Origin of the sequence: Sulfurimonas iocasae (assembly GCF_047716755.1) — a bacterium.
Lineage (GTDB): Bacteria > Campylobacterota > Campylobacteria > Campylobacterales > Sulfurimonadaceae > Sulfurimonas.
In genome coordinates, this window is the sequence record NZ_CP180409.1 from 1,745,377 (window position 1) to 1,768,655 (window position 23,279).

Below are 23,279 nucleotides of genomic sequence, written 5' to 3' on the forward strand. Positions count from 1 at the left end.
CAAAATCAAATTGACTATGAGTGCAGTTTATGCACTCATATAAAAATTATAATGCTTTAGTAATAATTCTATTAAGTCTTGAGATAAAGCCTGCCGTATCATCAAGTTCCATGCCATCAAATAGCTTTGCTTGATCAAACAAAACATGCGCTGCATCATTGATAAGGTTTTGGTCAGATGAATCTTTAAGTTTCATTATAAGCTCATGCTTAGGGTTGATTTGAAGAATTGGAGCTGGAGCCGGAGCACCTGTGTCTTGTCCCATTTGTTTCATCATCTGAGCCATCATATAGGCTGGGTCTTCTTTATCTTCTTTTAGCTTAACAGGAGAGTCAACTAAGTCTGAAGTAGTTTCAACTGCTTTAACGCTATCACCTAGTGCATCTTTGAACTCTTTTGCAAGACTTTCATAGCTTTTTGCAACTTCTTCTTCGGCTTTTTTCTCTTCTTCACTCTCTTCAAACTTAGCATCCGCAACTGCTACAAGTTTGTACTCTTTATATTCAGTTACCATTGGGAAAATAATAGTATCAACTTCTTCATTTAAAACTAAAACATCTATACCTTTAGCTTTAAATCTCTCTAGTGCAGGAGAAGATTTCAACATTGAGAGTGAAGTCTTACCAGTGATGTAGTAAATCTCTTTTTTAGCTTCATCTACATTTTTAACAAAATCTTCAATCATCACAGTTTCACTAGAGTTAAGAGTGTTAAACTTCATAAGTTCTAAAATTTTCTCGCGGTTACCGAAGTCACTGTAAAGACCTTCTTTAAGTACATTTCCAAATTCTGAGAAGAACTCATCATATTTTGCAGAATTTTTCTTAGCCATTTTAGAAAGCTCTGAGAGTACTTTTTTAACAGACGCATTTTTAATTTTATTCATAACAGCATTTGACTGTAAAATCTCGCGAGATACATTAAGTGGTAAGTCTTTAGAATCAATTACACCTCTTAAAAATCTTAAATAAGTAGGCATCAACTCTTTTTCATCATCAGTGATAAAGACACGGTTTATGTAAAGTTTAATACCTGTTTGGTAATCAACTCTAAACATATCCATAGGAGCTTTTGATGGGATATAGAAAAGTGTAGTATACTCTATAGCACCCTCAGCTTTGTTGTGCATCCAAGTAAGAGGTTCTTCAGATGAGTGAGCGATTGAGCTATAAAAATCTTTATATTCATCATCAGAAATTTCACTTTTTGAGATTGTCCAAAGTGCATTTGCACGGTTGATTTGCTCATTTTCTATCTCAGTTTTTGAGGGCTCAGTCTCTTTACCATCATCATCTGTAACGGCAGGAATATGCTTTTCTTTATCCATAAAAATAGCAAATGGAATGTGATTAGAATATTTTTTTATGATTGTCTCGATTCTATGAGCTTCTAAAAATTCCTCTTCTTCATCATTAAGATGCATTACAATCGTAGTACCATGACCGTCTTGAGTAGTGTTTTCTAACTCAAACTCACCGTCTCCTGTACTTGTCCATAAAAATGCCTGTTCTTCTCCAGCTTTTTTAGTAGTAACTTCAACTTTGTGAGCCACCATGAAACAAGCGTAAAAACCAACACCAAACTGACCAATAAGGTTAGAATCTGCTTTTTGATCACCTGTAAGATTTTCTAAAAATGCTTTAGTACCAGATTTTGCAATAGTTCCAAGATTATTCATCAAATCTTCTTCGTTCATACCGATACCAGAATCTTTTATAGTCAAGGTCTTAGCTTCTCTATTTGCAACGATATCAATGCGAGGTGTGAAAGTCACATCTTTGTACTTTTGCTCAGTTAAAACCAACATGTTTAATTTATCTAGTGCATCTGAAGCATTTGAAATCAACTCACGTATGAAAATTTCTTTGTTTGAATAGAGTGAGTGAATCATTAAGTTTAGTATTTGATTTGCTTCTGTTTGAAACTGATGTTTTGCCATCTTTAATATCCTTGTGTAAAAATTTACCGTAGTTTATCAAAAAAAAGTTAATAGTTGCAAGTTACATCAACTTAGTTTAGTCTAAATAACTCATATAAGTTTAGTCAACTTCAAATTAATTTATTTTAGCTATAATTATTAAGCTAATAAATAGAGGTAATTTTATGGAAAATGATTTTATAGAAATGATGGAACCAACTCCAAAACTTCATTCTAAAAAATGTAAACTGATATCTTTTACGATAAGAATCTTTTTACAGTTTTTCATATATATTGTAGCTCTCATAGTTTGGCTGCTGTTTGATTACTTTATAGCCATAGCAACTCTGCTTCTTAGTTTTATCATAATGGGTATTATACGCTCAAAAATTAGAAATAGTGTAATACCGTCAAAACAGAGAGAATATCAGTATAGTGATCAAGGAATTGCTGATTGGTTTACCTCAAAAGAGTTATGTTTTGAGGATAACAAAGAGTAAATGATGAAAGAAAAAATAGACATATTAATAGTAGAAGATGATATAGACTTATCAGACCTTCTTGCTAGTTATCTTATCAATAGTGATTACACTGTAGACACCTTAAACAATCCGCTTAAAGTTCTTGCACAACTGCAAGAGAGATCTTACAAAATCATTCTACTGGATCTCTCTTTACCAAAAATGGATGGATTGATGTTGTGTGAACTAATCCGTAAAAAATATACTATACCAATCATAATCATGTCTGCACGAGATAATGTAAGTGATAAGGTGCTTGGACTTGAAAAAGGTGCCGATGATTATCTGCCAAAGCCATTCGATACCAGAGAACTTATAGCTAGAATACAGGTTCAACTAAGAAGAGCCAATAATAATGTAAATACTACTGAAACTTTTGAAGATCATGAATTTAGATGTGACAAAACAACTATGAAGATTTTTTTTAAAGATAAACCACTTGATCTAACTGTAGCAGAGTTTGGGGTGTTAAAACTCTTTCTTTTAAACAGAGAGATAGTGTTTTCCCGTGAACAGATTTTAGACAGTGTTGATGGTATGAACTGGAGCAGCGGAGATAGAAGCATCGATGTAATCATTAGTAGACTTCGTACAAAATTAAATGACAACCCAAGAGAACCAAAATACTTTGAATCTGTCAGAGGTATTGGTTATAGAATGATGCAAAATGAATAAACACTCTATATTACTACGAATTATAATATTTTTTATTTTAGCTCTCGTAGCTACAACTGCTCTGTTTAAAGTAATGCACAAGCATGAGTTTACAAATGAAAAAGAAAAACTTCGTGTTCACTATCATCATGTTGCTATGTCTGTTATGAGATGGAAGATTGGAGAGAGTAGTTATGATGAACTACTTGCTTCTTTGAAAAAAGACAAAATATCTGTAGTTGATAATACTAAACTATATAAAAGCATTCAAAGTCTTAAAAAATTTGACACGGTTTCTTGTGCAAAGGGAGATTTTCATCTCTATGAGCAAGGGTCTTTTAGATATGTAATTGTTCCGCCCGAAGTTGGTACAATGTTACTAAAAGATGAAAATACTCAGTCTATAAATGTTGATTATGTATGGTGGTTGTATACAGCTTTTATAGCTATTATGTTAATTCTATTTTTATCTATTGCGATTAGTCTATACCCACTTAAGCATCTACAACAGCAGATTCGTCGTTTTGGAGAGGGAGATATAGATATAGATTTTACTTCAACGCGTAAAGATGAAATTGCAGATGTATCAAATGAATTTAACAAATCAGCTAAAAAAATCAGAAATATACTACAAGCAAGAATCATTTTTTTAAGAAACATTACCCATGAGTGTAAAACACCCATTACAAGTGGTAAACTAGCACTCGAATTTATAGAAGAGTCTAAAGCTAAAGAAAAACTAAACAATGTATTTACACGTTTAGAGTTGCTCTTAAAAGAGTTTGTACATATTGAAAAAATTACAGCAACAGATCAAATACTTCAAAAGAAACCCTACCCACTTACAGATATTTTAGACCAAGCTACTGATATGCTTTTTTTAGAACCTAATACTATTAAAAACAATTTTTACACAAAAAAATTAGATGTTAATTTTGAATTATTTACAATAGTCTTTAAAAATCTAATTGACAACGCTCTTAAATATTCACAAGATGGTGATTTTTATATAGAGTGCTTAGAGCATAGCATTCTTTTTTGCTCACTAGGTAATGAGATAGATGAGAGTTTAGAGCATTATATTCAACCATTTACAAAAGGTGAGATGAAAGCATCTGAGAGTTTTGGTTTAGGTCTATACATAGTAGATGCCATCCTTAAAAAGCATAACTATATTTTTTCGTATAAATATGAAAACGGATACAACTGTTTTAAAATTGAACTCTAATCATTAACAAGCTATTAACACTTTATTAATAGCTAATTTACATATTTTTTTTATAGTTTGTATTGAATTTAAATCAAAAGGATCGATATGAAAGTAAAGTATTTACTAGTGATACTTTTAACATTAAGCTCAACACTGATTGCAAATGCAAAATTTGCTTTAGACAGTGAGTGTAAAAGTTGTCACCCGTTAATCTCACAAGAGTATGAGAGTGCTATGCATAAAAACTCTACAATTTTTAAAGACCCTATTCATAAAGCAGTATGGGATAGGCATCCAGTTAATAAGAAAAAGGGTAAATACAAGTGTGCTAAATGTCATACTCCAACTGCAAGCAATCTAAAAGAGATGATGGGTAAAGGGACTAAAGGTATTCCAGATGCTTCCAACCCAACACATACCGAAGGTATCTCATGTGCATTTTGTCACCGTATAGAATCTATAAAACACGGTTCTATGTCAAACTCAAATATTGTTTCTAAAAAAGAGAAACATTATTTTGGAACTATCAAGAATGTACTAGAGAGTGAGTTTCATACTTCATCATCTGATAACAAAAATTTTCAAAACGGAAATGTATGTATAGGTTGCCACTCTCATAAAAAGAACAAGGCTCAACTAAATGTATGTTCTACAAATATAAGCAACGAGATGGACAGAGCTAACTGTGTTTCTTGTCACATGCCAAAAGTAGACGGGTCTGTATCAAATGTAAGAGAGACTAAAAAACACAGTTTTCACGGTTTTCCAGGTGCTCATACTCATCAGGATATGCTTTCAAAATATATAGGACTTGAGTTATTGAAAAATATAGGTAGTTTTGAAGTCGCTGTTAACAATAAAAGTTCACATGCACTACTTTTGCATCCACTACGTCTATCTCAACTTCGTGTTAGTGTAGAGAGAGATTCTAAAGTTGAAAAGTTTAAGCCAGAGGTCTTTGTAAGAGTTATTGGCAAAGATGGCAAACCTACACCTCCATGGGTAGCAAATAGCGTTGTAAAAGACACTATGATAAAAGCAAATGAGAAACGTGTAGTTAGATATAAAAAGCAACTTCAAAAAGGGGACAAAGTACATGTAACACTTGGATATTTCTTAGTTAAACCAAAAGCACTTAAAAAGTTTGGTCTTGAAAATGATGCAGTAGCTAAAAAGTTTTATGTTCTTAAAAAAGAAACATTCATAGTTAAATAGTATGTCATTAACATTACGTTAACAAAACACTAACATATAGTTGACATTAGTTTGTCACAATTATGTAAGAAAAAAAAGAAGAATAAATGAAAAAGATAGCTATCTCAATAGCTGCACTTGTAGGGACTATGGTTCTTCAAGCGGCAGATGCTCCAAAAGTAGAAGAAACATCACTACTAAGTGATGGAGTTGTTTCAGGGCAACTAAAAGCAATGCATATTATCAGTGACAAAGATAATGCTTGGACACCAAATGATGGTAGTGGTTATTTAGCTACTCTAAAATATGTAACTCCTGAAGTTTTGGATGGTCTTAAATTTGGGGCTGCTTTTTATATCAATGGTGATACGGGTCTTAGTAAATGGGATTCTGGTGAGAAAAATGCACTTGGTATGTTTACCGCTACTCAAGGGCAAGAAAAATCACTACTTGGTCAAGCCTACGTAGAATATAATAATGATATGTTGAGCTTTAGAGGTGGACGTCAAATTTTAACTACACCACTTACAGAAATTAAATGGTCTTTAATGCCAAACTTTTATGATGGTTATATGTTAGGAACCCAAAAAGTTACTGGATTTTCATTTGATCTTGGTCATATTACAAGAATGTCATATGGTTCTAGAGCAGCGACTGACTGGAGTCTAATCGGGGAAAAGACTAAGACTGCCGGTGTAGCTAGACCTATGGAGGCACAGAGTGCGACAGGTATAGTTCAAGCAGAGTTTCATAGTCTTGCAGAAGGTGCTGGAGTAACTGAGAATACAGCAGGAATGACGGTAGTTGGAGCAACATATAAAGGTGTAAAAGGTGTAAAAGGATTAAAAGTATCTTTATGGGACTACTATGCATGGGATATTTCAAATATGCTCTATGCTAATATTGATTACATGTTTCCTGTAGTTAAAGGTACAAATCTAGCACTTAGTGCTCAGTATTTGCAACAGAGTGAAGTTGGCGATAAACTAGCTGGAACATTAAACTATAGCTTGATGGGTGCTAAAGCAAAAATCGGTAATAAAAAATGGTCAGTTTATGCTGCATATAATAAGTCAAATGACCAAGACAACGATGGAAATACATTTATAAAAAGTGGTTTTTTAAATGCATGGGGAGCTGATCCAGCTTATACAAGTTCACTTTTTTCTCGTAATGCCTACAGACAAGATGTTAGTGCATACAAAGTTGGCGGACACTATACAATTATGAAAGGGTTAAAGATTATTGTGAGTTATGCTAACTATGGTCAATCTAAGACAACAGGTTATGCTACTTCAAATATAGCAGCTCAAGAAGATGCGACAGAAGCTGATATTATCCTAGCTTACAAACCGACTAAAGCATGGATGCTAAAAGTATTTAATGCAATAAGAACTAGTGAGTATACTACAGATCTAGCAGAAAAGAAAATGAATCATTTCCGTGCTATAGCATCTTATGACTTTTAATCTATAAACATATTATTATTCATCCCAATATCAACTTATAGTGGTATTGGGTAAGTAGATTATTTTCTCCTGATTCGATACCTTCTTGCTCAAGGTATCGGATATCTTCCTTTTTTTGATATACTCTCAACATGACTAAAGTGCAACGACGACAGATTAGATATGTTTAGCAAGAATTTAGAAAGACTCTTTTTAGCTGTTATACTTATAGCTCTCTTAGTTCTTGTTAAGAACTACTACGACGGTTATACCTTTAAAATAAACGACATACCAGATAGCTATAAACAGCGCATAGCGAATAAAGAACAAGAAGTAATTCAACTAATGCAGAGTCACTATGGCTTTTCTTTTAGAGTTCCAATTATAATAACAGACAGATTTAAAGGAAGATTATATGGAATCACAGCATATAAAGATGGTGAGATAAAAATATATCTAAATAAAAAAGTGATGCAAGAGAGTATGGACTATATGGTAGATAGTGTCATAGCTCATGAATATGCACATGCTCTTATTTTTAAACTTGGTATTAGAGATAGAAATAAAGACTCTCACTCAAAAGAGTGGCAGCAAGCTTGTGTTAATCTAGGTGGTCTTAATTGTGAGCAGTACGTAAACTCTCAAGATGTAGTTATGGGAAAACTCCCTTTTTAATAATGGAAGATAAAATGAACTATGAGTTTGAAGAAGATGCAGAACCTACTTGGCTGACAAAACAACGAGAAGATGCTCTTTTAGCTGAAAAAGCCTATGCAAAAAATGAAAAAATAGTTCATAAAAAAGGCGATCAGGTAGGAAACTTTCTATTTGTTCACTACAACAAGTTTAAAAATCGTGCTACTTTTGAGTGTCAAGAGTGCGGCAGAAAGTTTACATATAACATCTACTCAATAAAAAATAAAAAACGCTGTAAATGGTATAAGTTCCATGACAAAAAATTTAAGTCATAAAAGCACCTATTAACAATATACCCGATATTATTATACAAATTTAATAAAAGAAGTCCCAAAACTAAATGGCATTAATAGACCTACAAAATATTTCCAAACATTACTCAGCTCAAAAAATATTAACAGAAGTAAATTTTCATGTAGATGAGGGTGAACGTATTGTTATTATTGGTAAAAATGGCAGTGGTAAATCTACTCTTATGAAGATAGTAAATGGAACACTAGAGCAAGATGCTGGCGAGAGAATCACAAAAAACGATTTAGAAGTTAAAATGCTAGACCAAAGACCAAACTTCAAAGAGGGGCATACGGTTAGAGAAGCCGTTGAAGATGGCCTTTGTGAACTTAATTTGGCAAAGACAAGATACAATGAACTCTCACTACTTTTAGCAGATGATTTTGAAAATAAAAAACTTATAGATGAACATGAAAATCTTTCTCGCTACATTGAACATCATAATGCTTGGAACTTAGATGACAAGATAGAAAGAATCATTCAACACTTTGATTTAAAACAGTATGAAGACAAGCCAATAGTTCTACTTAGTGGAGGAGAACAACGTCGTGTTGCTCTTGCATCTTTGCTGTTGCAAAAACCTGATATCTTACTGCTTGATGAGCCTACCAATCATCTAGATGTATATATGGTTGAATTTTTAGAAGAGCTTATCTTAAAAGAAAAATTTACACTTGTTTTCATCTCACACGATAGGTACTTCATAGACAGAATTGCCACTAAGAGTATAGAGGTTGAAGATTGTGCCTTAAGAGAATACAGCGGCGGATATAGTGACTACTTGACACAAAAAGCAGAGCACATTAGAACACTTCAAAAACAGCATGATAATCTTCTTGACATCTTAAAAAGAGAAAATGCTTGGTATGCAAGAGGTGTTCGCGCCAGACTTAAAAGAAATGAAGGTCGTAAAGAGAGACTTATGAACCTTCGTGATGATGCTAAAAATAATCCTGCAAAAATCAGAAAAATGGCAATTGAGCTTCAAAGAGAAGCAAAACACTTCAACCGTGACAAAAGTATAAATAAACAAAAAATGCTTTTTGAAGTAGAAGATTTATCTCTTACACTTGGGTCTAAAGAACTTCTAAAAAACTTTACAACCCGCATCTTGCAAAAAGATGTTATAGCTATAGTAGGACCAAATGGAAGTGGTAAATCAACACTCCTTAAAGCTCTTTTAGGACGTCTTGAGCCAACTTCGGGAAAGATAAAACAGGGTGAGTTTAAGATAGGTTACTTTGACCAACATCGAGAGATGCTAGATGATGATAAAAATCTTATGGAGACATTTTGTCCTCATGGCGGAGATAGAGTAAGCGTTCGCGGTAAAGATATGCATGTCTATGGATACCTTAAAAACTTTCTTTTTCCAAGAGAATTTTTAGAAAAAAAAGTAGGTATTCTTAGCGGTGGAGAAAAAAATCGTATTGCTCTTGCCCTGCTCTTTACAAAAAATGTTGATATCTTGATTTTAGATGAACCTACAAATGATTTAGACATTCCAACTATCAACATTTTAGAAGAACAATTAACGAACTTTGCTGGTGCTGTTATCATTGTTTCTCATGATAGATATTTTGTAGATAAAATCGCTAAAAAACTTTTTATTTTTAAAAAAGATAAACATATTGAGGAATCTCATCAGCAATACTCGGAGTACTTAGAGCTTGAAAAAGAGTTAAAAGAGCTTGATGAGATGGAGGCTGATGCAACTAAGGTAAAACCAAAAGAAGAAATTCGAGAAAAGGTTAAGACTTTAAAGCTTACATTTAAAGAAAAAATTGCCTTAGAAAAACTACCACAAGAGATAGAAGACCTTGAACTTCAAATGGAAGAAAAAAACAGGTGTTTAGCAGATCCAAAATGTTATGAAGATATTGGTATAAGTATACTTGCCAAAGAGCTACATGAAATTGAAAAAAAATATGAACAAAAAGTTGATGAGTTATTAAATATTGAAGAAAAAAATGAAGAAATACTATCTTTATAAAATTAGTATAATATAGTAATTTTAATTTAAACTATATCTGTTATTATTATATATAGAAGCCTTAGATAAGGAGAGTTTAACAATGTTTGATAAAATATTAAAGAATATTAACCTTATTGAAAAGAACAAAGAATCAATCATAGACGCTTGGATGAATTACAAAGTCGTTCAAGAGACACTCAAAAAAAATAACTTAAACATACGCTTTTATAGAGAAAACTTTGCTACAAAAGTTTTTGACTATGCACTAGGGGTAGTGAAATCTCAGAATAATTTTGGAGAGTGTCCGGTAATCAGTGTAATGCTTATTATTTTTAAGAAAAAAAACATTCCTCTGTCTGATGTATTTATAATTTGTGTACATTTAAAAAATGCTTTTTTATGTTTTGCAAACCAAAACAAAAAACTTGATAATGAGATGATTAATGAAATCTCTCAACTAATGGATTTTAATTTTAAAGGTGTTATTGATGATTATGTAGCCCTTTATTACCAAGACATACGTATTGACTCCAAAGTAAACACAGAAACTCTTACACAAAGCACACCCAAATATGCAGATATGGAGGTTGATAAAAAAAGTTTATCTGCCGCTACATATCTAAAAGAAGTAGATATAAATTATGAAATTATCGCTGAATTAGATGAACAGAAAATGACACTTTAGATGCTATAGAAGCAGAAGAGTTTATAACTCAAAATGCTTTAATTGATTCTGCAGAATTATTTGAAAGGTATTCAAAAGTTTTAAATAATATGTATGATTTTGAAGAACTCTCATACACCTTAGTTATATTAAGTAAGCTTCTATCTCAGTCTGAGTGTTCCACAATGAGTAATGATGAACAAAACTATATTCAGATATATTTAAAAGCTATTATCAGTGATCTTAGCAGTTGGAGGAAATCTATATTCATAAATAAAAGTGCAGAAGATATTCACTATCTAGACAAAACTCTTCTAAGTAGTATAGCTCAACTACAGATTACACTAATACCAAATGATAATAGTTCAGAAGAGGAAATAGAGTTTTTTTAAAACTCTATTTTTTAGCTTCTTTTAAAGTGTCCGCGATTAAAAATGCCAATTCTAAAGATTGGTCAGCATTTAGTCTTGGATCACAATGAGTATGGTAACGAGAGCTAAGATCTTCTTCTGTTACGGTAAATGAACCACCAATACACTCAGTAACATTTTTACCTGTCATTTCTAAGTGAACACCACCACCTATAGTTCCCTCAGCTTTGTGAACTTGGAAGAACTGCTTCATCTCAGTTAAAATAGAATCTACTGGACGAGTTTTATAGTTAGTAGATGATTTAATAGTATTGCCATGCATTGGATCACAACTCCATATTACTTTCATACCCTCTTTTTCCACCGCACGAATAAGCTTTGGCATACCTTCACCGACTTTATTTGCACCCATTCTAACGATTATGTTAAGACGTCCTGCTTCATTCTCAGGGTTTAATGTTTGACAAAGTTTAATTAAGTCTTCAGGATCCATACTTGGTCCAGCTTTAACACCTACAGGATTTTTAACACCCTTTAAGTACTCAACATGTGCACCATCTAGTTGACGGGTTCTATCACCAATCCATAACATGTGAGCAGAAGTATCATACCAGTCACCAGATATAGAATCTTTTCTAGTGAAAGCTTCTTCATATGGAAGCAAAAGGGCTTCATGAGATGTATAAAAGTCTGTTTCTCTAAGATTTCTATATGTTTTAGATGTGATTCCACAAGCTTGCATAAAACGTAGAGAATTTTCTATTTCTTGAGCTAATTGCTCATATTTTTCAGAAACTTCACTCTTATTTGCAAAAGCAAGATTCCACTTATGAACTTTATGTAAATCAGCCAAACCACCTGTTGCAAATGCACGAAGCAGGTTTTGAGTTGCTGCTGCTTGATTATAAGCTTTTATCATACGTTCTGGGTCTGGAGTACGAGCCTCTGGCGTAAACTCAACACCATTTATAATATCACCACGGTATGAATCAAGTGTAATTCCATCAAATGTCTCTGTATCACTAGAACGAGGCTTAGCAAACTGCCCGCCAAGACGACCGACTTTAACAACAGGAACACCACCGGCATATGTCATTACTACAGCCATCTGCATTAAAGCTTTAAATGTATCGCGGATATTATCAGCATGAAATTCACTAAAGCTCTCAGCACAATCTCCACCTTGAAGTAAAAAAGCATTTCCTTCTACAACATCAGCAAGTTGACTCTTTAATCTTTGCGCTTCTCCGGCAAATACAAGTGGAGGATAGTTCTCTAACTCTTTTAAAACTCTGTTCAATTCATCTTTGTTTGGATAAGTTGGTTGTTGTAAAATTGGCTTCTCTCTCCAACTTGTAGGACTCCAAATACTCATAATAAAACCTTAAATTTATAATTTTTATAATTTTACATTAAAACACCTAAAATAGCTCTGAGAATAACAAAAGCTTGTTTTATGCTTATATTAGTATAATACGAAAATATTTTACTAGGATATCGTCATGCAAAAAGATGAACTAATATCTCTCGCTAATGAGATGTGTAAAGAACTTCTATCGATTGTAAATGAGCAAAAAGAAGTCACTAGAGAAGATGTTGCCAACTATCTTCAAAAATCTGCTCAGATAATCATGAAAGTTAGTCATGAAGATATGAGTAGTTCCGGTTTTGCTGAGGCTCTATTTCACAATGCATACAAAGATATAGCTAACAAAAGTTTATCTTCATACGCAAATACAAATGCAAATATAAAAAAACTCACTGAAATGCATGAGAAAACTCTCTTGGAATGTAGTGCCCAGCATATCGATTTACCTTTATTAACTAGTAAATTTGATGAAATTCAATCTCATATGAGTGATGAAGTTAAAAAAGCAAATGAAATCATCACCCAACTTTCAACTCAAGTAAAAACACTAGAGGAAAAATCAAACTTAGACTCATTAACAAAAGTCTTTAACAGACGTGCTCTTTCCTCTTATCTTAAAAATGTATGTTCAAACAATGAACTCTCATATGAGTTTCATATGCTTATTATGGACATTGATGATTTTAAAAATATAAATGACAAATGTGGACATGTAGCCGGAGATAAAGTTTTAATCTTTATAGCAAATATTCTAAAGAAAACTCTTAGAGACGGAGACAAAGTATTTAGATATGGTGGAGAAGAGTTTATCATCATTTTAAACCGTATTGATGATATACACTGTAAACAAATCACAAATAGACTTCTTGCTTTAGTTAGAGGTAACAAACTAATTTATAAAGGTGAAGGACTTAGAGTAACTATGAGTATCGGAACGACTAAATATGTTAATGGAGACACTCCAGACTCTCTAATTGCTAGAGCGGATAAAGCTCTTTACAGAGCTAAAACTAATGGTAAAGATCAAATGCATACGGAAATGAAATAAAATGGAATTTAACTACTTTGACTTAATAGCCTCAGTTATTATATTAATGCTGGGTCTTAAAGGGATACTTAATGGCTTTTTTAAAGAGGTTTTTGGACTAGTTGGCATTATTGGTGGTATTTTTGTAGCTTCACGAATTGGAGATACAGTTGGACAATCTCTAAGTGATATGATTTTCAAGTTTGAAAATAGTGCTGCTATCAGTTTCTCAGGCTTTTTAGTAACATTAGCACTATTTTGGATTTTTATGATTATTGTTGGTTACATATTTAAAAAACTCAGCCTATTAAGTGGTCTTGGAATCTTTGACAGAATACTTGGTTTTGTATTTGGTGCAAGTAAATTCTTTTTAATTGCTGCTGTTATTGCACATGCTGCTTATAATATAAAAGCAATAAAATCAACTATTGAAGTTCCAATGGAAAATAGTTTCCTTTTTCCAGCCCTAGTTACTACTGGTGCTTTCATTATGAAGCTTGATCCTGTTGAGATAAGTGATGATATAAATTCTACTATTGATGAAGTAAAAAATATCACTAAAACTTCAACTCAAAAAATTGTAGAAAATACAAAAAAAGAACTAGAATCTAAGATGGGGGAGAAAAAATAATTATGTCAGAAGTAATAACCGATTTTAATGATAGAACTGTTGAGTATGAGCAACTTTTAAATGACTTTAAATCATTACTTAAGAAAAACTCTTTAAAATTTACAATTCAAAGAGAAGTTATTTTAGAGACTCTTTACAACTCTGATGAGCATCTGACTCCAGAATCCCTACATCATCTGATACAAGAAAAATTTCCAGACTTAAATACTGGAATAGCAACAGTTTATAGAACTCTTTCACTTTTAGAAGATTCAGATATGGTTACCTCACTCTCTTTTGGTGCTCAAGGTAAAAAATATGAACTTGGTGCAAAAAATCACCATGATCATCTTATATGCACAGAGTGTGGAAATATTACTGAATTTGTAGATGAACAGATCGAAGATAGACAGCAACATATTGCAAATGAGCTTGGATTTGAGATGAAAGACCACTCAATGCAAATCTATGGCATCTGTAAAAATTGTCAACAAAAATAATCTGGTTCATTAAGAACTAGCTTTATTGACCACAAAACAAGGGAACCGCTTTTGCAAAGCAAAATGTTTCTTTAGACGGTCTAAGCGAAATAAATTAAGTAACAAGGAAAAATATTGGCTTTTGAAAATAAGTTTATACAACAAAGAATTGAAAAAGCGGAGGTATTAAGAGAAGCTGGATTTAACCCTTACTCTAATGACTCTGGTAGAAATACGACTATTGAAAAATATTTAAATGTAAACTCTGATATAGAGGAAAAAGAAGATAAAAGAGATGAAAATCGTCACTACTGTGTTAGTGGTAGAATCAAACTTCTTAGAATTATGGGTAAGGCAAGTTTTGCAAAGATTGAAGATGAGAGTGGAATGTTACAAATATATGTAGCAAGAGACAATCTTCCTGAAGGTTTTTATAATGATATTTTTAAAAAGAATATCGAAGTTGGTGATATAATTGAAGTAAGCGGTTACCCTTTTGTAACTGGAAAGGGAGAATTGTCACTTCATGCAACTGAACTAAAACTTTTAACTAAAGCTATTGCGCCACTTCCAGAAAAGTTTCATGGTGTTACAGATAAAGAGATTAGATATAGAAAAAGATATTTAGATTTAATTATGAATGCTGATGTTCGCAATACTTTCAAAACTCGTTCAAAAGTCATATCTTTAACAAGACGTTTCTTTGAAGACAAGGGCTTTTTAGAAGTTGAGACTCCTATGATGCACCCAATCGCTGGTGGAGCAAATGCTAAACCATTTGTTACTCACCACAATGCCCTTGGAATAGATAGATTTCTAAGAATTGCACCTGAGCTTTACCTAAAAAGACTTATTGTAGGTGGATTTGAAGCAGTATTTGAAATAAATAGAAACTTTAGAAATGAAGGAATGGATGCTACTCACAATCCTGAGTTTACATCGATTGAATTTTACTGGGCTTATAAGACTTACAAAGATTTGATAGAGATTACTAAAGAGTACTTTCAATATCTTTTTGAGCATTTAAACCTTCCGACTTTACTTCCTTACGGTGAGTTGGAAGTTAACTTTGACAACTTTACAGAGATACCACTTATAGAATCACTAACTACTATCGGAGGGGTTCCTGCAGATGTAGTTAATGATAAAAATAAAATTGTAGAGTTCTTAAAAAGCAAGAACTTAACAGTTAAACCAGGTCAAAACCTAGGTCAACTCCAAGGTGAACTGTTTGACGAATTTGTAGAAGAAAAACTTATAGACCCTACTTTTATTACTGAATATCCAGTGGAGATCTCACCACTTGCTCGTAGAAGTGATGAGAATCCTGATATTACAGAGAGATTTGAGCTTTTCATAGCAGGTCGTGAAATAGCAAATGCATTTAGTGAGTTAAATGATCCTATTGACCAATATGAAAGATTTAAGGGTCAAGTAGATGCTAAAGATGCCGGTGATGATGAAGCACATGAGATGGATGAAGATTTTATAGACGCATTAAGCTATGGAATGGCCCCAACAGCAGGTCAAGGAATCGGTATAGATAGACTTGTAATGCTTTTAACAAATGAGCATTCTATTAGAGACGTCTTATTGTTCCCGGCAATGAAACCAATACATAACGAAGAAAAAACTCCAGAAGAAGAATAGAACTACTCTGAAAGTTAAAGGGCATACAACTTTGCCCTTTTTCATTAAATTTCCTTATTAATAAAAAATTACGATACAATGAATACAATATTTTAAATTAAGGAGATGATTATGGCAAAAGGTAAAGATGTTCAAAAATCTGCTAAGACAGCAGCAACTAAAACTTTAAAAGAGAAAAGAGAAGAAAAAAAAGCTAAAAAAGCAGCAAGAGGATAGTATATTAATATACACATAAAACTAAATATCTTTTTCTTCTCTCTTTGCTAAAGGGATTCTAATAACGAAAAGTGCACCATTTTCAGTATTATATGCTTCTATAGTGCCGCTAAATTTTATTTCAACAATTGTCTTTGTTATAAAAAGTCCAAGTCCTGTACCCTGTGATTGATGCTTAGTCGTAAAATATGCATCAAATATTTTATCAACAATATCATCATCAAACCCTCCTCCATTATCACTAATCTTAATAATATTGTTTTCATCTTCAACCAGACACTCTATATTTATTCTTCCATTCTCTTTATTACTGCCTGTTATAGCATCTACAGCATTATGCAGTATAACCAAAATAGCCTGTTCAATTTCACTAATAGATCCATAAGCAATAGAAGCTTTATCTAGATTTACTTCAATAGCTATCTTCTTGTTGTCAAACATGCTGTCTAGCAACTGCAAACTTTCTGTAATTGCTCTTTCAATGTGAAAAATTTCAATATTATTATCATTATGATCTTCTCCTCCTAAGAAATTTTTAAACACATCAATTGTTTTTGACATAAAAACTATCTGATTGTGAATCTCCTTAAAAAGTTTTTCCTGATATTTGATATCAACTTCTCCCATCATATTTTTAATTGTTAAATCAGTCATACATAGTTCAACTACATTAAGAGGTTGCTTCCATTGATGAGAGATATTACTTATCATCGTTCCCATTTCAATAAATCTTGATTGCTTAAGCAAAAAGGCATCTTTTGCTTTATTATTTTCTTCTTCAATAGCCTTTTCTCTCATGGCATCATCAATATTTTGTTGCATCTGCTTAAATCCATTGACAATCTCAAATATAACATCATCTTTATTTAAAGTAAATGATTTAAAGACAAGCATATCACCTGGCATATAGCCTTTGATTTCTGTAGCAATCCTGCTCAATGGCATTAGCAAGCCTTTTAATAATCGCATTTCCAAATAGAAATACAGAGTTAAAATTATGCCAAAAAGAACTCCAGTAGTAGTGTACTTTTCCGATAGTTCTTTCAACATATGGTTACTATTAATAATCTTAAGTGTACCCATACTATTTTTAGAAAAGTCATTCTCTGGGCTAAAAACATCTTTTTCATACTCTATATTATATGAATCTCCTGCAATATATTCTGATGTTCTACTCTCAGATATAAGCACGCCATTCTTATCCTTAAAAGCTATATATTCAAGTTTATAGGCCATAAGCATATCTTTTAAGAACTCATCCATTTCAGAGCTATCTGCTTGATTGTTTAAAAAATACCATACACTAACCCTCGGGGTTAAAGATTCAGCAATTATTTCAATATGTGTGTTCTCTGATTGCATAAAGGTATCGTTAATAAGCTTATATATCAATGTGCCCCCTGCAACTATTATAAACGACAAAGCAAGAACAATAAACATAAATAACTTTCGCTGCAAAGAAACAGCACCAAGTGACTTTATAAATTTTTTACGTAAAATAGTCATTTAAAATACCGCACATTCTCTCTTTATTTATTTAGATGTCATATTATAGCATACCTGCGAACATATAATAATATAAAAAGTGAAAATAGTTTATAAAAAGTGAATAAAAAATTTCAAAATACTATTCAGTATTTTATTATCATATTTTTTGTATAATCGTCATATTTAATTTACAAGGAATTTTGTAACATGAGCTTTTTAAAAGAGTATGATAGTGAAATATTTGATTTATGCGAAAAAGAGTTAGAGCGTCAAACTAACCACTTAGAGATGATTGCATCTGAGAACTTTACACTTCCAGCAGTAATGGAAGCAATGGGTTCAGTATTTACTAACAAATATGCTGAGGGTTATCCTGCAAAACGTTACTATGGTGGTTGTGAGTATGCTGATGGCGTTGAGCAGTTAGCAATTGACAGAGCATGTGAGCTTTTCGGATGTAGCTATGCTAATGTACAACCACACTCAGGTTCTCAAGCAAATGCCGCTGTTTATGCCGGTCTTTTAAAAGCTGGTGATAAACTTCTAGGTATGGACTTAAGCCATGGTGGTCACTTAACACACGGCTCAAAGCCAAGTTTTTCTGGTCAAAACTACCACTCTTTTACTTATGGTGTTGAACTTGATGGCCGTATTAACTATGATAGAGTTATGGATATTGCTCAAATTACTAAACCTAAAATCATTGTTTGTGGTGCCTCTGCATACGCTCGTGAAATAGACTTCAGAAAATTCCGTGAAATAGCAGATGCTGTTGGCGCAATTTTGTTTGCAGATATAGCACATATCGCTGGTTTAGTTGCAGCTGATGAACATCCTAGCCCATTTCCTCATGCACATGTTGTAACTACAACTACGCATAAAACTCTTGCAGGTCCAAGAGGCGGTATGATTATGACTAATGATGAAGATATTGCAAAGAAAATGAACTCAGCAATCTTCCCTGCGCTTCAAGGTGGACCGCTTGTTCATGTTATCGCGGCAAAAGCAGTTGGTTTCAAATACAATCTTTCACCTGAATGGAAAGAGTATGCTAAACAAGTAAAAGCAAATGCTAAAGTTCTTGGTGAGGTAATGATGAAACGTGGATTTGATGTAGTCTCAGGCGGTACAGACAACCACCTAATCTTAGTATCTTTTGTTGGTCGTGAATTTTCTGGTAAAGATGCAGATGCTGCTCTTGGTAATGCTGGTATCACTATCAACAAAAACACAGTTCCTGGCGAGACAAGAAGTCCCTTTGTCACTTCAGGTATACGCGTTGGTTCTCCTGCTCTTACTTCTCGTGGTATGAAAGAGAAAGAGTTTGAATTGATTGCAAATAGAATGGCAGATGTTCTTGATGATATTAACAACACTGATTTACAAGCAAAAATCAGAGAAGAGTTTAAAGCTTTAGCTCAAAACTTTGTAATTTATAATCAATCAACTTATTAAGGATAATAAATGACTGCGATGGATCTAAAACTTATTAAAATGGTAAGTGATCACTACTGGATAAAGCGTGATGTAGTAGTAGACAAATTAACATTCAAAGGTCGTACTTTTTACAATAAGTTTGAAAAAGTGGATGCTCCGTTGACTCAGTCAATTATTAATCAACACATCAAAGGGGATATAACGGTTGCTCATTCTATTGTAAATAGTCGAAATAAGGTTGAGAATATTGTTATTGACTATAATGGAAGAGACCCTGAGAGATTTTACCATAAAGCACAACTTTTGCTTCGTGAAGAAGGTTTTATAAATTTTACAGCTTACAATACAAAAACGGAAGGTCATCTTCATGTTTATATTCACAAAGGTCATACAACTTTGCAAGAAGCGATTCAACTTGGTAAAATGATTTCTATGAAACTTGCTGCTAAACAGCCTAAACAGTGGAGAATGTTTCCAAATGCTGATATGCCAGATGAGTATAATATTTTAACACTACCATACGAAGTTTATGCCAAGGAGCGTGGAGCTTCTTGGTCTAAACACATGTAAATAGTTACTGATTTTTGGTATTATAAGTGCTATTAAAACTAAAAAGGGGATTTTATGACTGAGAAAAATGAATTAAACGATATTATTTTAAATAGAGGGGCTTCTAATGGCTCAAACAAAAAAATTATTTTAGCGGTAGCAACACTTGGAGTAATTTTAATAATTGTTGTAATGCTTATGAGTACTCTAACTCCAGATGCTAAAGATAACTTACCACAACCAATTCCACTTCCTCAAGAAGAAGCCAATTCAATCCCAGAACCCAAGGAAGAGCCACTATTTGAAGAGGTTCAAGTTGTAGAAGAAAACTCTAAAAACAACGATAATTTAGATGAAATAGCTCAAAGATTAAAACAAGAATCTCAAGAAAGCAAACAGGTTGTTAAACCTAAAGAGATAAAAAAAGTAGTAAATACTAAAACGGATATTGCACCTAAAAAAGTAACTACAGTTAAAAAAGAAGCTCCAAAAACTGTATCTTCAAGCGCTAAAACATACTTTATTCAAGTTGGTTCTTTCTCAAAATATGCACCAAACAAAAAATTCTTAGATTCTATATTAAGCCAAGGTTATAGATATAAGTTCCATAAAGTAACTAATAACTCTAAAATACTAAACAAAGTACTAGTAGGACCTTTTTACAATGAAAAAGAAGCAAGAGCTGCTTTAAGAATTATCAGAAGTAACATAGAAGCTGGTGCTTTTTTAATTAAACAATAATGATATATTCTAAACAATTTATACTTGACCAACTAGCTCCTATTGCTGTTTATTCTAAACTAAAAAGTATGTTTAAAGGTGAGATTTACAATCTTCTTGAGAGTGCTGGACAGAGTGACGGAAACTATAGTTTTATCTGCATCGGGGCAAGAGAAAGACTACAATATATAAACGATGAAACTATTTACACAGATTCAGATGGCATAAAACACAAAAAAGAAGAAAACCCTTTTACTTTTTTAAAAAAATATTATAAAGACATAGATACAGCTAAGTACAAAGAAGCTACAACAGAGTTAAATATTGGTTATGTTGATGGTTTTATCGGTTATATTGGCTACGATATGGTTAAAGTATTTGAGCCTAAACTTGGCTCAAGTATGGACAACTTAGAAGATGAATTAAATACTCCTGATCTTGACTTGATTCTCCCTAAGCTTATTTTAGTATATTCACATAAAAATCATCAAATTACTCTTGTAAGTACTCTAAAAGAGATGAGTTATAGATTTGATTCTATTGAAAAATCACTAAAGAGTTCTTATGAATATGTTCATATGAAGAAAAATATTGGTTCGGACAAAGGCAGTTTTGCCCATTCAAAAGAAAAATTCTTTGAAATGATTGAAAATTCTAAAGAGATGATTAGAAGTGGTGATGTTTTTCAGATTTTAATGACAAACCGTTTTACAAGAAATATTAAAGTTGACCCTTTTAGTTTTTATCGAATACTGCGAACTAAAAATCCATCTCCATACATGTTTTTACTTGAGTATGATGACTTCAACATTGTTGGAAGTTCTCCAGAAGTAATGGTTAGACTCAGTAATGGCGAACTTCTTCTTCGTCCTATTGCAGGAACTAGAAAAAGAGGTAAGAACAAACATAGAGATAAAGAGCTCGAGCTTGAACTACTTGCTGACCCTAAAGAGCTTGCAGAACATCTAATGCTAATAGATCTTGGTAGAAACGATGTAAGTCGTGTTGCCAAAACTGGAAGTGTTAAAGTTAAAGATATGATGCACATTGAGCGTTTCTCTCACGTTATGCATATAGTATCTGATGTTATAGCAGAGCTTGATGAAGGCAAAGATATGTTTGACCTTTTCATGGCAACGTTTACAGCAGGAACAATGACTGGGGCACCGAAGATACGTGCTATGGAGCTTATAGCTGAGTTTGAAGGCATCAAACGTGGCTTTTATAGTGGAAGTGTCGGCTACTTCGGTTTTGATGGTAATATGGACACTGCGATAACTATACGTACTGCTATGGTTAAAGACGACAAGGTTGTACTTCAAGCGGGTGCAGGTGTTGTTGCAGATAGCCAAAATGAGTTAGAATACTTAGAAGTAGAAAATAAACTAGGTGCACTTGTTCACTCACTAGAAGATTTAGACTAAATGAAATTGTTTGCGATTTTTGGTGACCCTGTGTCACACTCTCGCTCTCCGCTTATGCATAACTGTGTATTTAAAAATCTAAACTACAAAGCTTGTTACACTAGAGTTCATCTTAAAGATGGATCAAAACTAAAAGAGACTTTTTTTTCTCTTGGTCTTAGTGGCGCAAATGTAACTGTTCCTCATAAAGAAGCAGCATACAAAGCTTGTGATGAAGTTAGAGGTTTTGCAAAAACTGTAGGTGTTGTAAATACTCTTATAAATGAAAATGGCAAGCTTATAGGTTACAATACAGATGCTGATGGTTTTATGTATGCCATAGAAGAATTTTCTAAAATAGAAAATGTACTTATACTAGGAGCTGGTGGAACTGCAAAAGCATTAGCGTCTAGGTTTATACAAGATGAAACGAAAGTATCTGTTTTAAATAGAAGCCAAGGCAGACTCTCTTACTTTAAAGAGATTGGTTGTGAAACCTTTAACTGGGATACTTACAAAACTGCAAAATACGACTTAGTTGTAAACACAACAAGTGCCGGACTAAAAGATGAAGAACTTCCTGCCCCAAAAGAAATCATAAAAGATGCTTTAGCTAATACTTCATTCGTTGCAGATGCAATATATGGCAAACTTACACCATTTTTACGCCTAGCACAAGAAAAAAACATCACGTTCAAAGATGGAGCTGATATGCTTCTAGGTCAAGGTGTTTTAGCAAATGAACTTTTTGTAAATAAAGAACTTAAACTAGAAGATATAAAGACTCATATGAAAAAGAGTTTTGAACTCTAGTCTTATTTTACGCAAAGCACCCTAAAACTATTATTGTGTTATAATTTTGCTATGAGCGAAATGAATAAATGGATGAAAGTAGCCTATAGTGAAGCAATTCAAGGGATGCTTGCCAACAGCGGTGGACCTTTTGGTGCCGTTATTATCAAAAATAAAAAAATTATTTCACAAGCACATAATGAGGTCTTAAAAACAAATGACCCTACGGCGCATGCTGAGATAAATGCTATCAGAGAGGCTAGCTTTAAACTTGATACTTTTGATCTCTCAGGCTGTATTTTATATACTAGCTGTATGCCCTGCCCCATGTGCCTAGGAGCTATATTCTGGTCAAGAATCAGGACTGTTTATTACGGAGCTACTGAAGACGATGCAGCTCGCGGCGGTTTTGATGACAAAAAATTTTATGAGATGTTAAAGAGTGAAAACAGTGGCTTGATTCTTAAACAGATAGATGCAAAACAAAATGCTGAGCTTTTTGACTTATGGCTTAAGAAGAATGATAGAGAGATGTATTAGTTTTTTATAAACACAAATATATTATTTTGTACTATTATTGCTTAGCTTATTCACATC

General features: G+C 32.9%; 23 protein-coding genes. 20 read left to right on the top strand and 3 right to left on the bottom strand.

Going from position 1 to position 23,279, the window contains the following annotated elements; genetic code table 11:
* Nucleotides 1–46: 46 nt before the first annotated feature.
* Entirely contained in the window at nt 47–1,939 is a 1,893-nt protein-coding gene (htpG, locus tag ACLHDE_RS08825) for a molecular chaperone HtpG (protein WP_415396058.1), read from the bottom strand.
* Between the two features lie 164 nt (nt 1,940–2,103).
* Here htpG and ACLHDE_RS08830 point away from each other — a divergent pair, with 164 nt between their 5' ends.
* From ACLHDE_RS08830 to ACLHDE_RS08875, 10 genes are all read left to right on the top strand, one after another.
* On the top strand, nt 2,104–2,418 hold the full coding sequence (locus ACLHDE_RS08830) for a hypothetical protein (RefSeq protein WP_415396059.1): 315 nt from the start codon (nt 2,104–2,106) through the stop codon (nt 2,416–2,418).
* A 3-nt stretch (nt 2,419–2,421) separates the two neighbouring features.
* Nucleotides 2,422–3,114 (top strand): response regulator transcription factor, encoded by a 693-nt coding sequence (locus ACLHDE_RS08835; RefSeq protein ID WP_415396060.1) that lies wholly within the window; start codon nt 2,422–2,424, stop codon nt 3,112–3,114.
* Nucleotides 3,107–4,321 (top strand): ArsS family sensor histidine kinase, encoded by a 1,215-nt coding sequence (locus ACLHDE_RS08840; RefSeq protein WP_415396061.1) that lies wholly within the window; start codon nt 3,107–3,109, stop codon nt 4,319–4,321. Before ACLHDE_RS08835 ends, ACLHDE_RS08840 begins: the two co-directional genes overlap by 8 nt.
* An 87-nt stretch (nt 4,322–4,408) precedes the next feature.
* Nucleotides 4,409–5,518, top strand: a complete 1,110-nt coding sequence (locus tag ACLHDE_RS08845; protein WP_415396062.1) for a multiheme c-type cytochrome — start codon at nt 4,409–4,411, stop codon at nt 5,516–5,518.
* 86 nt (nt 5,519–5,604) lie between these two features.
* On the top strand, nt 5,605–6,966 hold the full coding sequence (locus ACLHDE_RS08850; protein ID WP_415396063.1) for an OprD family outer membrane porin: 1,362 nt from the start codon (nt 5,605–5,607) through the stop codon (nt 6,964–6,966).
* A gap of 162 nt (nt 6,967–7,128) precedes the next feature.
* Nucleotides 7,129–7,620, top strand: a complete 492-nt coding sequence (locus ACLHDE_RS08855) for a SprT-like domain-containing protein (protein WP_415396064.1) — start codon at nt 7,129–7,131, stop codon at nt 7,618–7,620.
* 14 nt (nt 7,621–7,634) lie between these two features.
* Nucleotides 7,635–7,916: a hypothetical protein gene (locus ACLHDE_RS08860; RefSeq protein ID WP_415396065.1), complete on the top strand. Its 282-nt coding sequence runs from the start codon at nt 7,635–7,637 to the stop codon at nt 7,914–7,916.
* A gap of 65 nt (nt 7,917–7,981) precedes the next feature.
* Nucleotides 7,982–9,925 (top strand): ribosomal protection-like ABC-F family protein, encoded by a 1,944-nt coding sequence (abc-f, locus tag ACLHDE_RS08865; RefSeq protein ID WP_415396066.1) that lies wholly within the window; start codon nt 7,982–7,984, stop codon nt 9,923–9,925.
* An 82-nt stretch (nt 9,926–10,007) separates the two neighbouring features.
* The gene (locus ACLHDE_RS08870) at nt 10,008–10,592 is read left to right on the top strand and encodes a hypothetical protein (RefSeq protein ID WP_415396067.1); all 585 of its coding nucleotides are present in this window, start codon (nt 10,008–10,010) and stop codon (nt 10,590–10,592) included.
* Nucleotides 10,593–10,681: 89 nt separating this feature from the next.
* Nucleotides 10,682–10,963 carry a hypothetical protein gene (locus ACLHDE_RS08875; RefSeq protein ID WP_415396068.1) on the top strand — a complete coding sequence of 94 codons (282 nt, stop codon included), beginning with the start codon at nt 10,682–10,684 and terminating at the stop codon, nt 10,961–10,963.
* Nucleotides 10,964–10,967: 4 nt separating this feature from the next.
* Here ACLHDE_RS08875 and ACLHDE_RS08880 read toward each other — a convergent pair whose 3' ends face one another.
* Complete coding sequence (locus ACLHDE_RS08880) at nt 10,968–12,320, bottom strand: class II 3-deoxy-7-phosphoheptulonate synthase (protein ID WP_415398533.1); 1,353 nt, start codon at nt 12,318–12,320, stop codon at nt 10,968–10,970.
* A 124-nt stretch (nt 12,321–12,444) separates the two neighbouring features.
* Here ACLHDE_RS08880 and ACLHDE_RS08885 point away from each other — a divergent pair, with 124 nt between their 5' ends.
* The 4 genes from ACLHDE_RS08885 (at nt 12,445) to lysS (ending at nt 16,077) form a co-directional block, all read left to right on the top strand.
* The gene (locus ACLHDE_RS08885) at nt 12,445–13,359 is read left to right on the top strand and encodes a GGDEF domain-containing protein (protein ID WP_415396069.1); all 915 of its coding nucleotides are present in this window, start codon (nt 12,445–12,447) and stop codon (nt 13,357–13,359) included.
* 1 nt (nt 13,360) lies between these two features.
* Nucleotides 13,361–13,969 (top strand): CvpA family protein, encoded by a 609-nt coding sequence (locus ACLHDE_RS08890; protein WP_415396070.1) that lies wholly within the window; start codon nt 13,361–13,363, stop codon nt 13,967–13,969.
* A 2-nt stretch (nt 13,970–13,971) separates the two neighbouring features.
* The gene (locus ACLHDE_RS08895) at nt 13,972–14,448 is read left to right on the top strand and encodes a Fur family transcriptional regulator (protein ID WP_415396071.1); all 477 of its coding nucleotides are present in this window, start codon (nt 13,972–13,974) and stop codon (nt 14,446–14,448) included.
* A 114-nt stretch (nt 14,449–14,562) separates the two neighbouring features.
* A complete protein-coding gene (gene lysS / locus ACLHDE_RS08900; RefSeq protein WP_415396072.1) occupies nt 14,563–16,077 on the top strand; it encodes a lysine--tRNA ligase in 1,515 nt (504 codons plus the stop codon).
* Between the two features lie 237 nt (nt 16,078–16,314).
* Here the strand turns inward: lysS and ACLHDE_RS08905 are convergent, their stop codons facing one another.
* Nucleotides 16,315–17,799: a sensor histidine kinase gene (locus tag ACLHDE_RS08905; protein WP_415396073.1), complete on the bottom strand. Its 1,485-nt coding sequence runs from the start codon at nt 17,797–17,799 to the stop codon at nt 16,315–16,317.
* Between the two features lie 189 nt (nt 17,800–17,988).
* Here ACLHDE_RS08905 and ACLHDE_RS08910 point away from each other — a divergent pair, with 189 nt between their 5' ends.
* Genes ACLHDE_RS08910 through ACLHDE_RS08935 form a run of 6 tightly spaced genes read left to right on the top strand, consistent with a single transcriptional unit; the run spans nt 17,989 to nt 23,222 of the window.
* Complete coding sequence (locus ACLHDE_RS08910; RefSeq protein WP_415396074.1) at nt 17,989–19,236, top strand: serine hydroxymethyltransferase; 1,248 nt, start codon at nt 17,989–17,991, stop codon at nt 19,234–19,236.
* A 9-nt stretch (nt 19,237–19,245) separates the two neighbouring features.
* Nucleotides 19,246–19,788, top strand: coding sequence for a DUF1882 domain-containing protein (locus ACLHDE_RS08915; protein WP_415396075.1), 543 nt, complete (start codon nt 19,246–19,248; stop codon nt 19,786–19,788).
* Nucleotides 19,789–19,842: 54 nt separating this feature from the next.
* On the top strand, nt 19,843–20,508 hold the full coding sequence (locus ACLHDE_RS08920; RefSeq protein WP_415396076.1) for an SPOR domain-containing protein: 666 nt from the start codon (nt 19,843–19,845) through the stop codon (nt 20,506–20,508).
* Nucleotides 20,508–21,911 (top strand): anthranilate synthase component I family protein, encoded by a 1,404-nt coding sequence (locus ACLHDE_RS08925; RefSeq protein WP_415396077.1) that lies wholly within the window; start codon nt 20,508–20,510, stop codon nt 21,909–21,911. Before ACLHDE_RS08920 ends, ACLHDE_RS08925 begins: the two co-directional genes overlap by 1 nt.
* Nucleotides 21,912–22,703 (top strand): shikimate dehydrogenase, encoded by a 792-nt coding sequence (locus ACLHDE_RS08930; RefSeq protein WP_415396078.1) that lies wholly within the window; start codon nt 21,912–21,914, stop codon nt 22,701–22,703. It begins immediately after the preceding gene.
* 51 nt (nt 22,704–22,754) lie between these two features.
* Nucleotides 22,755–23,222 carry a nucleoside deaminase gene (locus ACLHDE_RS08935; protein WP_415396079.1) on the top strand — a complete coding sequence of 156 codons (468 nt, stop codon included), beginning with the start codon at nt 22,755–22,757 and terminating at the stop codon, nt 23,220–23,222.
* The last annotated feature ends 57 nt before the right edge of the window (nt 23,223–23,279 follow it).